This is a genomic window from Streptomyces sp. NPDC051243 (assembly GCF_044455405.1).
Taxonomy (GTDB): Bacteria; Actinomycetota; Actinomycetes; order Streptomycetales; family Streptomycetaceae; genus Streptomyces.
Window position 1 is genome coordinate 90,403 of sequence record NZ_JBITES010000016.1, and the last position, 15,384, is coordinate 105,786.

General features: G+C 69.5%; 13 protein-coding genes. 5 read left to right on the top strand and 8 right to left on the bottom strand.

What is annotated here, in order from left to right; all coding sequences use genetic code 11:
- Positions 1 to 118: 118 nt before the first annotated feature.
- Positions 119 to 442, top strand: coding sequence for a hypothetical protein (locus ACIBAG_RS34645; RefSeq protein ID WP_399110703.1), 324 nt, complete (start codon positions 119 to 121; stop codon positions 440 to 442).
- Positions 443 to 472: 30 nt separating this feature from the next.
- On the opposite strand, the gene ACIBAG_RS34650 is transcribed toward ACIBAG_RS34645, so the two are convergent.
- From ACIBAG_RS34650 to ACIBAG_RS34675, 6 genes are all read right to left on the bottom strand, one after another.
- Entirely contained in the window at positions 473 to 1,846 is a 1,374-nt protein-coding gene (locus ACIBAG_RS34650) for an alpha-amylase family protein (protein WP_399110705.1), read from the bottom strand.
- 165 nt (positions 1,847 to 2,011) lie between these two features.
- Positions 2,012 to 2,407, bottom strand: coding sequence for a GNAT family N-acetyltransferase (locus ACIBAG_RS34655; RefSeq protein ID WP_399110707.1), 396 nt, complete (start codon positions 2,405 to 2,407; stop codon positions 2,012 to 2,014).
- A 72-nt stretch (positions 2,408 to 2,479) separates the two neighbouring features.
- Entirely contained in the window at positions 2,480 to 4,171 is a 1,692-nt protein-coding gene (locus tag ACIBAG_RS34660) for a glycoside hydrolase family 13 protein (protein WP_399110708.1), read from the bottom strand.
- Between the two features lie 189 nt (positions 4,172 to 4,360).
- Positions 4,361 to 5,269, bottom strand: coding sequence for a sugar ABC transporter permease (locus ACIBAG_RS34665; protein ID WP_399110709.1), 909 nt, complete (start codon positions 5,267 to 5,269; stop codon positions 4,361 to 4,363).
- A gap of 13 nt (positions 5,270 to 5,282) precedes the next feature.
- Positions 5,283 to 6,287: a carbohydrate ABC transporter permease gene (locus ACIBAG_RS34670; protein ID WP_399110711.1), complete on the bottom strand. Its 1,005-nt coding sequence runs from the start codon at positions 6,285 to 6,287 to the stop codon at positions 5,283 to 5,285.
- 131 nt (positions 6,288 to 6,418) lie between these two features.
- Positions 6,419 to 7,690, bottom strand: a complete 1,272-nt coding sequence (locus tag ACIBAG_RS34675) for an extracellular solute-binding protein (protein WP_399110713.1) — start codon at positions 7,688 to 7,690, stop codon at positions 6,419 to 6,421.
- A gap of 381 nt (positions 7,691 to 8,071) precedes the next feature.
- Here ACIBAG_RS34675 and ACIBAG_RS34680 point away from each other — a divergent pair, with 381 nt between their 5' ends.
- Together ACIBAG_RS34680 and ACIBAG_RS34685 are read left to right on the top strand one after the other, a co-directional pair.
- Positions 8,072 to 9,106 carry a LacI family DNA-binding transcriptional regulator gene (locus ACIBAG_RS34680; protein WP_399110715.1) on the top strand — a complete coding sequence of 345 codons (1,035 nt, stop codon included), beginning with the start codon at positions 8,072 to 8,074 and terminating at the stop codon, positions 9,104 to 9,106.
- A 219-nt stretch (positions 9,107 to 9,325) separates the two neighbouring features.
- Entirely contained in the window at positions 9,326 to 10,309 is a 984-nt protein-coding gene (locus tag ACIBAG_RS34685; RefSeq protein WP_399110717.1) for a phosphatase PAP2 family protein, read from the top strand.
- A 154-nt stretch (positions 10,310 to 10,463) separates the two neighbouring features.
- On the opposite strand, the gene ACIBAG_RS34690 is transcribed toward ACIBAG_RS34685, so the two are convergent.
- On the bottom strand, positions 10,464 to 13,463 hold the full coding sequence (locus ACIBAG_RS34690; protein ID WP_399110718.1) for a bifunctional [glutamine synthetase] adenylyltransferase/[glutamine synthetase]-adenylyl-L-tyrosine phosphorylase: 3,000 nt from the start codon (positions 13,461 to 13,463) through the stop codon (positions 10,464 to 10,466).
- Between the two features lie 543 nt (positions 13,464 to 14,006).
- Between ACIBAG_RS34690 and ACIBAG_RS34695 the strand changes: the two genes are divergently transcribed.
- Complete coding sequence (locus tag ACIBAG_RS34695; protein ID WP_399110720.1) at positions 14,007 to 14,459, top strand: VOC family protein; 453 nt, start codon at positions 14,007 to 14,009, stop codon at positions 14,457 to 14,459.
- Between the two features lie 204 nt (positions 14,460 to 14,663).
- Here ACIBAG_RS34695 and ACIBAG_RS34700 read toward each other — a convergent pair whose 3' ends face one another.
- The gene (locus ACIBAG_RS34700) at positions 14,664 to 15,104 is read right to left on the bottom strand and encodes a TetR family transcriptional regulator C-terminal domain-containing protein (RefSeq protein WP_399110721.1); all 441 of its coding nucleotides are present in this window, start codon (positions 15,102 to 15,104) and stop codon (positions 14,664 to 14,666) included.
- A 15-nt stretch (positions 15,105 to 15,119) separates the two neighbouring features.
- On the opposite strand from ACIBAG_RS34700, the gene ACIBAG_RS34705 reads away from it, so the two are divergent.
- Positions 15,120 to 15,383 carry a hypothetical protein gene (locus ACIBAG_RS34705; protein WP_399110723.1) on the top strand — a complete coding sequence of 88 codons (264 nt, stop codon included), beginning with the start codon at positions 15,120 to 15,122 and terminating at the stop codon, positions 15,381 to 15,383.
- Position 15,384: the final 1 nt, after the last annotated feature.

Genomic DNA, 15,384 nt, shown 5'->3' on the forward strand with positions numbered 1-15,384 from the left:
GAACTTTCAGGGTGGCCCAGCGAAACGCTCAGCAGGGAGAGTTGGTCTGCGTGAGCAGGCCCAGCCACCAGGCGGAAATCGATCGCCACACGCGGCCACCCCTGGCTACCGTCCTCGCATGGAGCAGGAACCGCCCCTCGTTCGCGACGTCTTTCCGGAGCTCGTCGACGAACTGGCCACCCTCCTGGAGGAGGAGGGGGAACACTGGCTGGCAATCTGCGTCCGGGATGTCCGCCTGGTCGCCGACTGCGGCTGCGGGGACGACTTCTGCCAGAGCATCCGGACGACGGATCATCCGCAGGGGCAGCCGTTCGGTCCGGGCCATCGCTGTGTGCCGCTCCTGCCCTCCTCGGGCGATCTGATCCTCGACGTCGTGGACGGCCGGATCATGTACATCGAGATACTCGGACGGCCACCCATGCGCCGGCGTGTACAGCCGTGACCGGGGTGGCCGTCCTGGGAGTGCGGCAGCTCAGCAGCCGGTCCTGCCCGTGTGGATCGCCAGGGCGGTGTTGGCGCCCAGCGTGGCGGTGAACTGGCCGTTCGAGCCCACGGTCACCGTCGTGTTGTTCTGCACGTTGCAGTACGTGCCCGCCGCGAGGGACGTCTGGTAGGTGCGGGTCAGGCTGCTCGACTCGTGGTTGATGGCGACGTAGCCCTTGCCGCCCCGCCCGAACGCGATCGCGTCGCCTCCGTTGTCCCACCAGTTGGTGACGGCCTCACCGCGCGTGGCGTTGCGGAAGGCGACCATGGACTTGATCTCGGGCCAGTTGTGCTGGCACTTCCAGCCGTCCTGCCAGCAGGCGTTGACCTGGCCGCCGTTGGGCGGGCCCGCGTCGTGGTCGCCGAACTCGTAGCCGGAGTTGATGTCCGGAGCACCGTAGGGCCAGGCCAGCATGAAGACGTTGGCCAGGGTGTAGTTGGCGTTGTCCTTGTAGCTGAGCGTGGAGCCGTTGCGCTCGGTGTCGTGGTTGTCGACGAAGACCCCGGCGACGGAGCTGTTCATATAGCCCCAGCCCTCGCCGTAGTTCTTCAGGTAGGCGAGGTTCTCGTTGTTGAAGACGCGCTTGAGGTCGTAGGCGTAGCGGAACTCCTGGACGTCGCCGTTGCCCGTGTACTCGGTGGGCTGGACGGCCTCTCCGCTGCCGTAGATGGCCTCCTGCTTCCAGTAGACCGAGGGGTTGGTCAGCCGGGACTTGATGTTGGCCAGGTCGGCGGCGTCCATGTGCTTGGCCGCGTCGATGCGGAAGCCGTCGACGCCGAGCGACAGGAGATCGTTCATGTACCCGGCGATGGCGCCCCGGACGTACGACTCACCCGTGTCCAGGTCCGCGAGGCCGACCAGTTCGCAGTGCTGGACGTTCCAGCGATCCTGGTAGTTGGCGATCTGGCTGGTGCAGTCGTCGAAGTCGAAGGACGAGTACAGGCCGGGGTAGTTGTACTTCGTGTACGACGAACCGCCGGTGCCGGTGCCGCTGCCCGCCGACATGTGGTTGATGACGGTGTCGACGACGACCTTCACACCGGCCGCATGGCAGGTGTTGACCATGTTCTGGAAGGCCGTACGGTCACCGAGGCGCCCGGCGATCTTGTAGCTCACCGGCTGGTACGAGGTCCACCACTGCGAGCCCTGTATGTGCTCGGCGGGCGGGGAGACCTGGACATATCCGTAACCGGCCGGGCCGAGGGTGTTGGTGCACTCCTTCGCCACCGAGGCGAAGTTCCACTCGAAGAGGACGGCGGTGACGTCCTTGGTGCCGGGCGGGGAGGCCTGCGCCACGGAGGTCGGGGTCATGACAAGGGCCGCCGCCAGGACGAGGGCCCCTGAGAGGTGTCTGCGTGCCATGTGGGGTTCCTTCTTCATTGAAGGCGCTTGCTGAAATCTTTCAGCAAACTTGCGGTGACGCAGATGTTAAATGCCCGTCGGCTGAAAAGGCAGCGGCACATGTGAAGTTGATGCAAGAACTTTCAGTGCCGCCCCTGGACGGGCGCGCCGATCCGGTCCGGCGGCTCAGAGCCGGACGAGACCGGCGGTGGTCGGGCGGAACCCGCAGGCGTCAAAGCAGAAGGACCGCAGGTCGTCCTCGAAGTCGACGTGCAGCCACTCGCATCCGGCTGTGCGCGCTTGCCGGGCGGCCTCGGTCACCAGCCCGGCTCCGATCCCGGAGCGGCGGTGGCCGGTCGCGACCACGGTGTCCAGCAGGAACGCATGGACACCACCGTCCCAGGCGACGTTCACCAACCCGACGAGGTCTCCGTCATGGCGGGCACAGACCCATCCGAGGCCGTGACGGTGCACCCGGGTCAGCCAGTCGACGTCGAGGGGCCGATGACGGAAGTCCTGCGCGTGCAGGGCGTTGAGGTCCGGGCTGTCGAAGTCGCCGCGCCACTCGTAGGTGATCGTCACGACGCGATCAGAGGGGCCTGCTGCCCGGTTGGGCAGCAGGCCCCTCTGATCGGCCGAGCGCCGGCAGGACCGTCAGGCCGTCGTCCACCACACCGTGGTGTCGCCCGGCACCTTCGCGTCGCCGTCCGTCTCGCTCACCTCGCCGCTGGCGAGGAGCAGGCGGCCGTACGCCGGAGTCCGCACCGACTCCTCACCGGTGTTCGCGACGCACACGAACTCCCCGCGCCGGAAGGCGAGGACGCCCTCGGGTGCCTTCAGCCACTCCACCGCGTCACCGGCGCCGAGGTCGGGCTGCTCGCGGCGCACGGCGAGCGCGGAGCGGTACAGCTCCAGGGTGGAGTCGGGGTCCCCGGTCTGCGCCTCCACGCTCAGCTCGCCCCAGGTCGCCGGCTGCGGCAGCCAGCTGCCCCCGCTGCCGAAGCCGTACGACGGACCGGTGCGCGTCCACGGGATCGGCACCCGGCAGCCGTCGCGGAAGCCGTCCTGGCCGGCGCCGCGGAAGTACGCCGGGTCCTGGCGGACCTCGTCGGGGAGGTCGACGACGTCCGGGAGGCCGAGCTCCTCGCCCTGGTAGACGTATGCCGAGCCGGGCAGGGCCAGCATGAGGAGGGTCGCGGCGCGCGCCCGGCGCAGGCCCAGTTCGCGGTCGCCGGCCGTGCGGATCTGGGTGCCGAGGCCGGGCGGGTTGGCGAAGCGGGTGGCGTGGCGGGTGACGTCGTGGTTGGAGAGCACCCAGGTGGCGGGGGCGCCGACGGGGCGCATCGCCTCCAGCGTGCGGTCGACCACCTTGCGGAGCTCGTCGGCGTCCCAGTCGGTGCCCAGGTACTGGAAGTTGAAGGCCTGGTGGAGTTCGTCCGGGCGGACGTAGTTCGCCGTTCGCTCCACGGTCGGCGTCCAGGCCTCGGCGACGAAGATGCGCTCGCCCGCGTACTCGTCGAGGATCGTGCGCCACTGGCGGTAGATCGCGTGGACGCCGTCTTGGTCGAAGAACGGCATGACATCGTTGCCCAGCAGCTTGAGCTGGTCGTGGGAACCCAGGTCCGGCAGGCCCTCCGCCTTCACCATGCCGTGCGCGACGTCGATACGGAAACCGTCGACGCCCATGTCCAGCCAGAAGCGCAGGATGGAGCGGAACTCGTCGCCGACGGCGGGGTGTTCCCAGTTGAAGTCGGGCTGCTCGGGGGCGAAGAGGTGCAGGTACCAGTCGCCGGGGGTGCCGTCGGGCTCGGTGACCCTGGTCCAGGCCGGGCCGCCGAAGATGGACTCCCAGTCGTTGGGCGGCAGTTCGCCGTTCTCACCCTTGCCGGGGCGGAAGTAGTAGCGGTCCCGGAGCGGGGACCCGGGGCCGTCCGCGAGGGCCCGCTTGAACCACTCGTGCTGGTCGGAGGAATGGTTCGGGACCAGGTCCACGATGACGCGCAGGCCCAGTTCGTGGGCGTCACGGATCAGCGCGTCCGCGTCGAGCAGGTTGCCGAACATCGGGTCGACGGCCCGGTAGTCGGCGACGTCGTAGCCGGCGTCGGCCTGCGGGGAGGCGTAGAAGGGGCTGAGCCACACGGCGTCGACGCCGAGGTCGCGCAGGTACGGGAGGCGGGAGCGTACGCCTTCCAGGTCGCCCATGCCGTCGCCGTTGCTGTCGGCGAAGCTGCGCGGATAGACCTGGTAGATCACCGCGTCCCGCCACCAGTCGCGGCGCTTGGCGACGGTGGCGACGGCCGCTGCGGAGGTGGGGGTCGGGGCCGGGGCTGCGGAGTGCTGGCTCATGGCGTCCTTGAGGCTTAACTGGGGTCGGGTCACAAGTGAATGGTGCGGCTTGCAGGTTTTCGGCGTTTTGCGGAAGTCCGGGGTTCTTCGGCGCGCGGATGTGAGGCGGCCGCGGTGACAGCGGGGTCGGATGGGCACCGCGGCCGCCACCCGCGCGACAAGGCGCACGGGAGTCGTGTGAGCCGTGGCTCAGCCCTTGGTGCCACCGGCCGTCAGGCCGGTCACCAGGTTGCGCTGGACGAAGTAGAAGAACGCGGAGACCGGTATGGCGACCAACACCGCCGTGGCGGCCATCAGGTTGCGCTGCGCGTCGTGCTCACTGATGAAGGTCTGCAGCCCGACCGCGAAGGTGTACTTCGTGTCGGACAGCATGAACGTCGACGCGAACGCGACCTCGCCGAAGGCGGTGAGGAAGCTGTAGAAGGCGGCGACGGCCAGGCCCGGCTTGGCGAGCGGCAGGATCAGTCGCGCGAAGGTGCCGAAGGGGGTCAGCCCGTCGACGCGTCCGGCCTCGTCGATCTCGAACGGGATCGTGTCGAAGTAGCCCTTCATCAGCCAGGCACAGTACGGCACGGTCGTCGTGCAGTAGACGAGGATGAGACCGAGGTAGCTGTCGACGAGCTGGAGCTCGGACAGGATCTGGTACATCGGCACCATGAGGACGGCCACCGGGAACATCTGGGTCACGAGCAGCACCCACATGAACTTCTTGTAGCCCGGGAAGCGCATCCGCGAGACCGCGTAGCCGGTGGTGGCGGAGATGATGACGCCGATGAGCGTGGTGCCCAGCGTGACGATGAGCGTGCTCGTCAGCCAGTCGAAGAACTTCGTCTCCTGCAGGACGAACGTGTAGTTGTCCAGCGTCATCTTCTTCCAGATGCCGCCCGGGTGGAGGTAGTCGTCCTTGTCCGGGCCGAGGGACAGGAAGACCAGCCAGGCGACGGGGAAGAGCGCGATCAGGCTCGCCACGATGAGGATGCCGTGGGAGACGACGGACGTACCGCGGCTGTTCTCGCCGCGTCGGCGCACCTTGCGGGGGGTGGCTGTGGTCACGGAGTCCTGCTTGTTCACCGGGTTCTCCACAGTGGTCGTGCTCATGGGGACTCCTGCCTCAGATCGCGAGCTGCTGGTCATTGCGGTTCAGCCAGCGGCGGTAGAAGGAGGTGAAGACGATGAGGATGGCCAGCAGCAGCATGCCGTAGGCGGCCGACTGCGCGAAGTCACGTGGCTGCTGTCCGAAGCCGAGGTAGTAGGCCCAGGTGACGAGGATCTGGGCGTCGGGGGCGGTGTCGCCGAACAGCAGGAAGATGATGGCGAACTGGTTGAAGGTCCAGATGATGCCGAGGAGTACGACGGTGGAGCTGACGGACCTGAGGCCCGGCAGGGTGACGTACCGGAACTGCTGCCACTTGCTCGCGCCGTCCATCTCGGCCGCCTCGTACAGCGAGGAGTCGATGGACTGCAGCCCGCCGAGCAGCGAGAGCATCATGAACGGCACACCGCACCAGGTGTTCACCATGATCGCGGCGAACCGCTGCCAGAAGGTGTCCTCCAGCCACAGCGGCGTCGGCAGGTGCAGCGTCTCCAGGAACGAGTTGATGATGCCGCCGTCGGCGAGCATGAACCGCCAGCCGAAGACGGTGACGAAGGTCGGCACGGCCCACGGCAGGATCAGGATCAGCCGGTACAGGGTGCGGCCGCGCAGCTTCTGGTTGAGCAGCAGGGCGAGGCCGAGGCCGATGGTGTAGTGCAGGGTGACGCAGGCCGCGGTCCAGAAGATCGTCCAGATGAAGTGCGACCAGAAGCGGTCGTACGCCGTCTCGCCCCACAGGATGTCGGCGTAGTTGTCGAAGCCGATGAACTTGTAGGTGGCCTCGATCTCGTTGACGCCGATGGTGCGGGCGCTGTTGAGGCTGTTGGCGTCGGTGAGGGTGAGGTAGAAGCCGTACGCCAGTGGATACAGCACGAGGACGCCGAGGACGATCACCACCGGAGCGATCATCGCGTAGGCGTACCAGTGCTTCTGGTAGCCGTGCTTCAGGCGCTGGCCCAGCCCGGGCCGCGGCGCGCGGTCACCGCGGCGCTTGCCGGTCGCGCGGTCGATGGCGACTGTCATGGTTCGACAACCTTCGTGGAGATCGACAGATCAGGGGTGTACGGCTGTACGGCTCGGGGTGTACGGCGCACAGGCCGGTGGCCGCCGGAACTCTCCCCCCATGATCAGGGAGTTCCGGCGGCCACTCGGGGTCACTTGCTGAAGTCCGGGACCAGCTTGGCGATGGAGGTCTCGGCGGTGCTCAGGCCCTTGTCCAGGGACACCTTGCCACCGGCGATCTTCAGCAGCTCGGTGTCCAGCGGACCCCACAGGGAGCTGTACTCGGGCAGCGCCGGGCGCGGCTGGGCGGCGGCGAGGACGCCCTGGTAGCCGGCGATGCCCGGGTCGGCCTTGACCTCGGCGGTGTAGGCGTCGTCACGCGTCGGCAGCGTCGAGTTCTTCAGGGCGATGGTCTCCTGGGCCTTCGCCGAGGTCATGAACTTGACGAACTTCAGCGCGGCCTTCTGGTGCGCCTCGTCGGAGCCGGCGTACACGGAGAGGTTGTGGCCGCCGGTCGGGGCGCCCGCCTTGCCGCTGGAGCCGGCCGGGACGGTGGCGATGCCGAGGTTGTTCTTGTCCTTGAACGCGGAGCCCTTGTAGAAGTTGGTGATCTCCCAGGGGCCCTGCATGATCGCGGCGACCTTGCCGCTGACGAACGCCTCCTGGATGTGGGCGTAGGCGTCGGCGGTGGTGTCGGCCTTGTGCAGGCCCTTGCCGTCGAAGAGGCTCAGCCAGGTCTCGTAGCCCTTCTTGGCCTCGGCCGAGTTCATGGTGATCTTCTTGGCGTCGGCGTCGACGGTGTCGGTGCCCTCGCCGTAGAGGAACGTCTGGGCGTAGTAGGCCTGGGTGGAGCCCCAGTAGCCGTCGACGCCGGTCTTCTCCTTGATCTTGGCGGCGGCCTTCTTCAGGTCGTCCCAGGTCTTGGGGGCCTCGACGCCGGCCTTCTTGAACAGGTCCTTGTTGTAGACGAAGGCGAGGGTGTCCGTGGTGAACGGAACGCCGTAGACCTTGCCCTCGTACTTGGCCTGCTCGATCAGGCTGGGCTGGAACTTGTCCTGCTCGGCGAGCGCCTCGGTGCCGTCCAGCGGCAGGAAGAAGCTCTTCTTGGCGAAGGCGGGGGTCCAGCCGACCTCGGAGCGCAGGATGTCCGGGGCGCCCTTGGAGCCGGCGGCCGTGTCGAACTTGTTCTGCGCCTGGTCGAACGGGACGTTGACGTACTTGACCTTGATGTCCTTGTTGGCGGCCTCGAACTCCTTGACCAGGGCCTGGTACGTCGGCGCCTCGTTGGTGGCGTTGGAGGTGTCCCACCAGGTGATGGTGACCGGCCCGCTCGAGTCGCTGCCACTGTCGTCCCCGCCGCCGCACGCCGTCGCCGCGAGAGCGAGGGACGCCACCAGCGCGGTGGCCGCTATGCCACGCCGCATGAGTTCTCCTTGAGGGTGAAAGCCCGTGTGATGCAGGGGCGGCCCCGTCTGCCTGCTCCTGCTGTCTTGCCGACTGCGCCGTTGCGGCGGCCGGGCGACGTGAACGTAACAGCGTTGAAAGACTTACGAAAGACCTTGCAGAAAAAAAGTGCAAGAGAGCGCGGAAGTTACCGGCGTGTGACCTCCCGTCGACCACTGTGAGACGCTTCTTTACAAGGCCAGAGCCGCACGGACGCGGTTTGTGCAAGACTCTGCAAGCTCTTGCCATCACTTTCACGAGGGAGCGCGATGACGCAGCAGTCCGGGCCCGGCCGGTCAACAGGTCGCCCACGGCGTCCGATTGGTGTGCAAGGCGACATACGGCCGGTACAGTCCAGTGCCGTGACCACACGGCTTGCCGACATCGCTGCTCAGGCGGGGGTGAGCGAAGCGACCGTCAGCCGCGTCCTCAACGGGAAGCCGGGCGTCGCCGCCACCACTCGCCAGTCCGTGCTGGCCGCATTGGACGTCCTCGGCTACGAGCGCCCGGTGCGACTGCGCCAGCGCAGCGAGGGCCTGGTGGGCCTGATCACCCCGGAGCTGGAGAACCCGATATTCCCGGCCCTGGCCCAGGTCATCGGCCAGGCGCTGACCAGGCAGGGCTACACCCCGGTGCTGGCCACCCAGACGCCCGGCGGCTCGACCGAGGACGAGCTGACCGAGATGCTCGTCGACCGGGGCGTGGCCGGCATCATCTACGTCTCCGGCCTGCACGCCGACACCACCGCCGACATGGAGCGCTACGAGCGCCTGCGCGCCCAGGGCGTCCCCTTCGTCCTGGTGGACGGCTTCTCCCCCAAGGTCCAGGCACCTTTCATCTCCCCCGACGACCGCGCGGCGATGACCCTCGCGGTCACGCACCTGGCCTCCCTGGGCCACACCCGCATCGGCCTGGCGCTGGGCCCCAAGCGCTTCGTCCCGGTCCAGCGCAAGATCGAGGGCTTCGTCCGCGCGATGCAGGACCAGCTGGGCCTGCCGACGGACGTCATAGAGACCGAGCTGATCCAGCACTCCCTGTACACCCTGGAGGGCGGCCAGGCGGCGGCGACGGCCCTGATCGACCGGGACTGCACCGCGGTGGTCTGCGCCAGCGACATGATGGCGCTGGGCGCGATAAGGGCGGCGCGGCAGCGGGGCCTCGCGGTCCCGAAGGACATCTCGGTGGTCGGCTTCGACGACTCCCCGCTGATCGCTTTCACGGACCCGCCGCTCACCACGGTCCGCAAGCCGGTCCCGGCGATGGGACAGGCGGCGGTGCGCACGCTGCTGGAGGAGATCGGCGGGACTCCGGCCCCCCACAGCGAGTTCGTGTTCATGCCGGAGCTGGTGGTGCGCGGGTCGACGGCGTCGGGGCCGGGAAACCGGAACCACAACTGACCGATCGCTACCTCCCGAATCATCCCTCCTCGCCCTTTCTCGCCCTTTCTCGCCCCTTCCCGCACCTCCTCGTCTCCCTCGTTCCCAAGGCGGAGAATCCCCCCACCCCGCCCTGCGCCGGTAGGAGAACGAGCCTCTACGCCCGCCGTAGAACGTGCGTCCTTGACCCACCCGAGGGATGATCGGTCGGGGAAGGCTTATCTGGCAGACTCTGTGCCCATGGGTGACACGACCGTGACGACACTGGAAGGCCGCGAAACGGCCGTTCCGCACCCCGTTACGGACAAAAAGGAACATGGTCCCCTGCGCCGTCTGCGCTCCCCGCGCCGGCCCCGCCTCTGGTTCGAGATCCTGCTGATCGCGGTGAGTTACTGGACGTACTCACTGATCCGCAACGCCGTTCCGGAGCAGAAGGCCGAGGCGCTGCGCAACGCCGACTGGCTCTGGAAGCTGGAGCACCATCTCGGCATCGCCGTCGAGGAGTCGATCAACCACGCCGTGAACTCGGTGACTTGGCTCATCGTCGGCATGAACTACTACTACGCGACCCTGCACTTCATCGTGACGCTGGGCGTCCTGGTCTGGCTCTACCGCAGCCACCCCGGCCGCTACGCGGCGACCCGCCTGGTCCTCTTCGCGACGACCGGTGTGGCCCTCGTCGGCTACTACCTGTACCCGCTCGCTCCCCCACGGTTGATGACCGACGGCGGCTTCATCGACACGGTCCTGGTCCACGACACCTGGGGCTCGATGGCCTCAGGCGACCTGAAGAACATGTCGAACCAGTACGCCGCGATGCCGTCCATGCACATCGGCTGGTCCGTGTGGAGCGGCCTGACGATCTTCGCGCTGGCGAGGATCCCCTGGGTGCGCGTCCTCGGGCTGCTCTACCCGACGGCCACACTGGTCGTGATCGTCGCCACGGCCAACCACTTCTGGCTGGACGCGGTGGGCGGCCTCATGTGCCTGGCGTTCGGATACACGGTGGCCCGCCTCTGGTACGGAAGGCTGCCGCACGCCCTGCCGAGGCGGGTACCGCAACCGCGCACGCACCCGCGGTCGCCCGCGGTGGGCAGGGGACGTGACGGGGGGTGTCCGCCCGCGGCGGCGGGCGGCAACGCCGAGAAGCCAGCCGAGGAAGCGAGCCGCCCGACCGAGGACGAACACCCCCCGACGCGACCCCGCCCCACGACACACGCGTAGACGCTGGGCGCACCCCCACGAGCCGGCACAGTGCGCCGCAGGCATCGACGCGCACAAGGCGCCCGGGCAACGAGGCAACGAGGCAACGAGGCTCACCCCACAACCCCGCAGGCCGCCGCGAGCACCCCGGCCGGCGGCGGAACCGCCGCAGGCGTCACGCCCCGTAGAACAACTCCTCCACCACACCCCGAGCCCGCCGCGTCGTACGCCGATACGCATCGAGCATGTCCCCCGCGTGACCGGGCCCGTACCCGAGGTAGCGCCCCACCGCCGCCAGCTCGCGGCTGTCCGACGGGAAGGTGTCGCCGGCCCGCCCGCGCACCAGCATCACCGCGTTGCGCACCCGCGTGGCGAGGACCCACGCCTCGTCCAGGATCGCCGCCTCCTCGGCCGGAATCAGCCCGGCCGCACACGCGGCGGCCAGCGCCTCCCGGGTCCGCGTCGTCCGCAGCCCCGGCTCGGCCCACGCATGCTGAAGCTGCAGCAGCTGCACCGTCCACTCGACGTCGGAGAGCCCGCCGGGCCCGAGCTTGGTGTGCAGCTTGGGGTCGGCGCCGCGAGGGAGCCGCTCGGACTCCATACGGGCCTTCAGGCGCCGGATCTCGCGTACGGCATCCTCACCGAGCCCCTCGGCGGGGTACCGCAGCGGATCGACGAGGTCGATGAAACGCCGCCCCAGATCCTCGTCCCCGGCCACCACCTCGGCCCGCAGCAGCGCCTGCGACTCCCAGACCAGGGACCACCGGCGGTAGTACGCCTCGTAAGACTTGAGCGTGCGCACCAGCGGCCCCGACTTGCCCTCGGGCCGCAGATCGGCGTCGATCAGCAGCGGCGGATCCGCGCTCGGGATCTGCAGCAGCCGCCGCATCTCCTCGACGACCCGGTTCGCGGCCGCCGATGCCTCGTGGTCGTCGACTCCGTCGCGCGGCTCGTGCACGAACACGACGTCCGCGTCACTGCCGTAGCCCAGCTCGTGCCCCCCGAACCGCCCCATGCCGATGATCGCGAACCGGGTGGGCAGTGTGTCGCCCCAGCCCTCCCGCACCACCGCACGCAGGGTGCCCGCGAGCGTCGCCGCCGTCAGGTCCGACACCGCGGCACCGACCCGGTCCACCAGCGCGCCCTGATCCGCCTCGGCCGGATTCGCCTCCGTGCCGTAGGAGTCGACGATGTCGGCGGCGGCGGTGCGGAACAGTTCCCGGCGCCGCACACCACGCGCCGCGGTCACCGCCTGCACGGCGTCGTCCGCGCGCCCCACCGCCGCGAGGATCTCCTGCTCCAGGTGCCCACGCGAGCGCGGCTCCAGCCCCGTCCCCCCGTCGCCGTCCCCTAGCAGCGCCACCGCCTCCGGCGCCCGCATCAGCAGGTCGGGGGCGAGTCGGCCGGCCGACAGCACACGGGCGAGGTTCTCTGCGGCGGCGCCCTCGTCCCGCAACAGCCGCAGATACCAAGGGGTCTTGCCGAGCGCGTCCGACACCTTGCGGAAGTTCAGCAGGCCGGCGTCCGGGTCGGCGGAGTCCGCGAACCAGCCCAACAGCACCGGCAGCAGGGTGCGTTGGATGGCCGCCTTGCGGGTGACTCCCGACGCCAGCGCCTCCAGGTGCCTGAGCGCGGAGGCCGGATCGGCGTACCCGAGCGCGACCAGCCGCTCCCGCGCCGCCCCGGCGCTCAACCGTGCCTCGCCGGGGGCGAGTTGGGCGACCGCGTCGAGCAGCGGCCGGTAGAAGAGCTTCTCGTGCAGGCGCCGTACGACGCTCGCGTGCCGTCTCCACTCGCGGTTCAGCTCGGCGACCGGGTCGGCGCGCAGGCCGAGGGAGCGGCCGATGCGCCGCAGGTCGGCCTCGTCCTCGGGCACCAGGTGGGTGCGCCGCAGCCGGTAGAGCTGGATGCGGTGCTCCATGGAGCGCAAGAAGCGGTAGGCGTCGTCGAGCTGGGCGGCGTCGGCGCGGCCGACGTAGCCGCCGGCGGCGAGGGCCTGCAGGGCGTGCAGCGTGGTGCCGCTACGCAGGGACGCGTCGTGCCGCCCGTGCACCAACTGCAGTAGTTGTACGGCGAACTCGACGTCCCTGAGCCCGCCCGGGCCGAGCTTGAGCTGGCGGTCCACCTCGGACACGGGGATGTTCTCGACGACCCGGCGGCGCATCTTCTGCACGTCCGCGACGAAGTTCTCCCGTTCGGCGGCCTTCCAGACCAGCGGCTCCACCGCGGCGACGTACTCCTCGCCGAGCTCGATGTCGCCGGCCACCGGGCGCGCCTTGAGCAGCGCCTGGAACTCCCAGGTCTTGGCCCAGCGCTGGTAGTAGGCGAGGTGGCTGCTGAGCGTGCGGACGAGGGGGCCGTTGCGGCCCTCGGGGCGGAGGTTGGCGTCGACGGGCCAGATGGACCCCTCGACGGTCGTCTCGGAGCAGATCCGCATCATGTGCGAGGCGAGCTTGGTGGCGGACCGCAGCGCCTTGCCCTCGTCTGCGCCGTCCACGGCCTCGCCGACGAAGATGACGTCGACGTCGGAGACGTAGTTCAGCTCGTGGCCACCGCACTTGCCCATCGCGATCACCGCGAGCCGGCACAGCCCGGCGTCCTCCGGCGCGGCGGCACGGGCGATGGCGAGGGCGGCGCGCAGGGTCGCGGTGGCGAGGTCGGCGAGCTCGGCGGCGGTCTGGGCGACGTCCGTGGTGCCGCACACGTCGCGGGCGGCGATGGAGAGCAGACAGCGCCGGTAGGCGACGCGCAGGGACACGGGGTCGGTGGCCTCGGCGAGGCCGCTCTCGAACTCCTCGACCTCGGGGTGCAGGTCGCGCGGCTCGTACATGACCAGCGCCTGCCAGTCGCCGGCGTGCTTGGCGAGGTGGTCGGCGAGGGCGGAGGAGGCGCCGAGCACGCCGAGCAGCCGGTCGCGCAGGGGCTTGGCCGCTATCACCGTGTCCAGCAGTTGCCGCTGGGCGGCGGGGTCGGGCTGCGCTTCGAGGAGTCGGACGAGTCCGTGCAGGGCGAGGTCCGGGTCGGCGGTGGCGCCGAGGGCCTCCAGGAGCACCGGATCGTTCCTGATCGGTGCGAGTTCGGCGCTCTCCAGGAGCCGCTCGGCGGCCGACGGGTCGGTGAATCCGTGCCGCAGCAGCCGTGTGAAGGTACTGCTCCTGCGCCCCGGCGCCGTCATGGTCGGCCTCCCGTTCCGATCAGGGGCGTGCGCGCCCGATCAAGGTCGTACGCGGTCGAGCCTAACCGCTGCGCTGGGCTTGGGCGGGGTGCCTGCGGCGGCCCGTTGCTGTTCGGCGGGGGTGCGCGTAGCGCCTGCGGGTGGGTTGTGGGTCGGGGCCGGGTCGGGGGGTGTCCGTCCTCGGACCGGCGGCTGAGGTCGGGCAGGAGGTGCCGTTTCTTGACGCCGGCCACTGCGGGCGGACACCCCCCGACCCGTCCCCTTCCCGCCGTACGCGACCGCGGGTGCGTGGGGGTACACGCCCTTCCAACCAGCCAGGCAGCCGGCTTGGCTGCGGGCAGTCGTGCCGCTGGGGAGGCACGGGTGGGCGCAGGCTGCCCCCCGTCGCGCCGGGCCGCGCGACCCACCCCCGCCCAGCCCCCACGCCGGTGCCTTGGAAGTGGCGGAACCTGGTCTTCACGGTGGCGCAGAGCGTCGTTTTCGGCTTCGGTTAGGGGAGCCGTTCAGCCAGACCCGCTGGCGATTCACCATGGAGGACTAGCGATGGACTTCACCCTGGAAGTGATCCCGCTGCCCGTGAGCGACATCGACCGGGCCCGCGACTTCTACCGGGACAAGGTCGGCTTCCACGTCGACATCGACCAGGAGGTCATGCCGGGCATGCGCATCGTCCAGCTGACGCCTCCCGGCTCCGGCTGTTCGATCGCCCTCGGCGACAGCATCTGGGACATGACCAAGGGCGAGACCGTGCCCGAGCCCGGCTCCTACCAGGGCCTGCAGCTGTGCGTGGCGGACATCAAGGCGGCCCGGGCGGAACTGGTGGAGCGGGGCCTGGAGGTGTCGGAGCCGGTCCAGTACGCCCCGGACGACGGCGCGACGTTCATGTACTTCAAGGACCCGGACGGCAACGGCTGGTCGATCCAGGAGTACCGCCGCAGGGTGACGGAGCCGCTGCACCAGCTGCTGGCGGCGCAGGCGGCCGAGCGCGGGCAGTGACACCACAGGGGTGCGGGACGACCGTCCCGCATCCCCCGGTCTGCCGCCGGAGATCAGGGGCAGGGTGTGCTGGCGTACGAGGCCTCGCCGAACGTTCCTGGTGTTCAGCACCGGATCGAAAGCCCATGGCCTTGGTCTGTACCTCTGACCAGTCGCCGGCGGTCCGGCGGTCCGGCGGTCAATGCCGGATTGTTGCTGCGGAGGTCAGGAAGGCGTCGTCGGCGTGGGCCCCAACGCGCGGATCGCGACGTCGATCGCGGTGGCCAGACGTGCGGGGTCGTGGCCGACGCGTTCCCGTACCCGCAGCCCGAGGACCGTGGTGAACAGCAGTTCCATGGCGGCGTCGACGTCGAGATCGGCGGGCAGTTCGCCCTTGCGTCGCCCCTGGAGCAGCACCGAGCGCAGCGCCTGCCGGGTGACCTCGAAGGCGGCTTCGGTCCGCTGGTTGACCTGGTCGTCGGTGGTGCCGAGTTCGGTGGCGGTGTTGACCACGAAGCAGCCTCGACCGTGGTCGCCGTCGGGCGGGCAGGTGACCAGCCACAGCATCCAGTCCCGCAGCACATGCCGGATCGGCCGGCTGTCCTCGCCAAGCAATCGCTCGGCCTGAGCGGACTCCGTGGCCCGGTAGTGGTCGAGCGCGCGCAAGTCGGCGGCGCCATCGTGCTGATCGTCTGGGGTCTGGCCTACGGCGGCGTGTCGGTCGGCCTGCAGACCTGGATGATCAAGGCGGCCCCGCAGGCGGTAGAAGCGGCCTCCTCCCTGTGGGTGGCGGTGTTCAACCTGTCGATCGGCCTCGGCGCGCTGGCCGGCGGCGTCATCGTCGACACGCTCACCCTCCAGGGCGTTCTGTGGCTCGGTGGCGCCTGCGCCCTGGCAGCCGCACTGGCGGTCTGGAGCACCCGCACCGACGAGAACCTGCGATGAC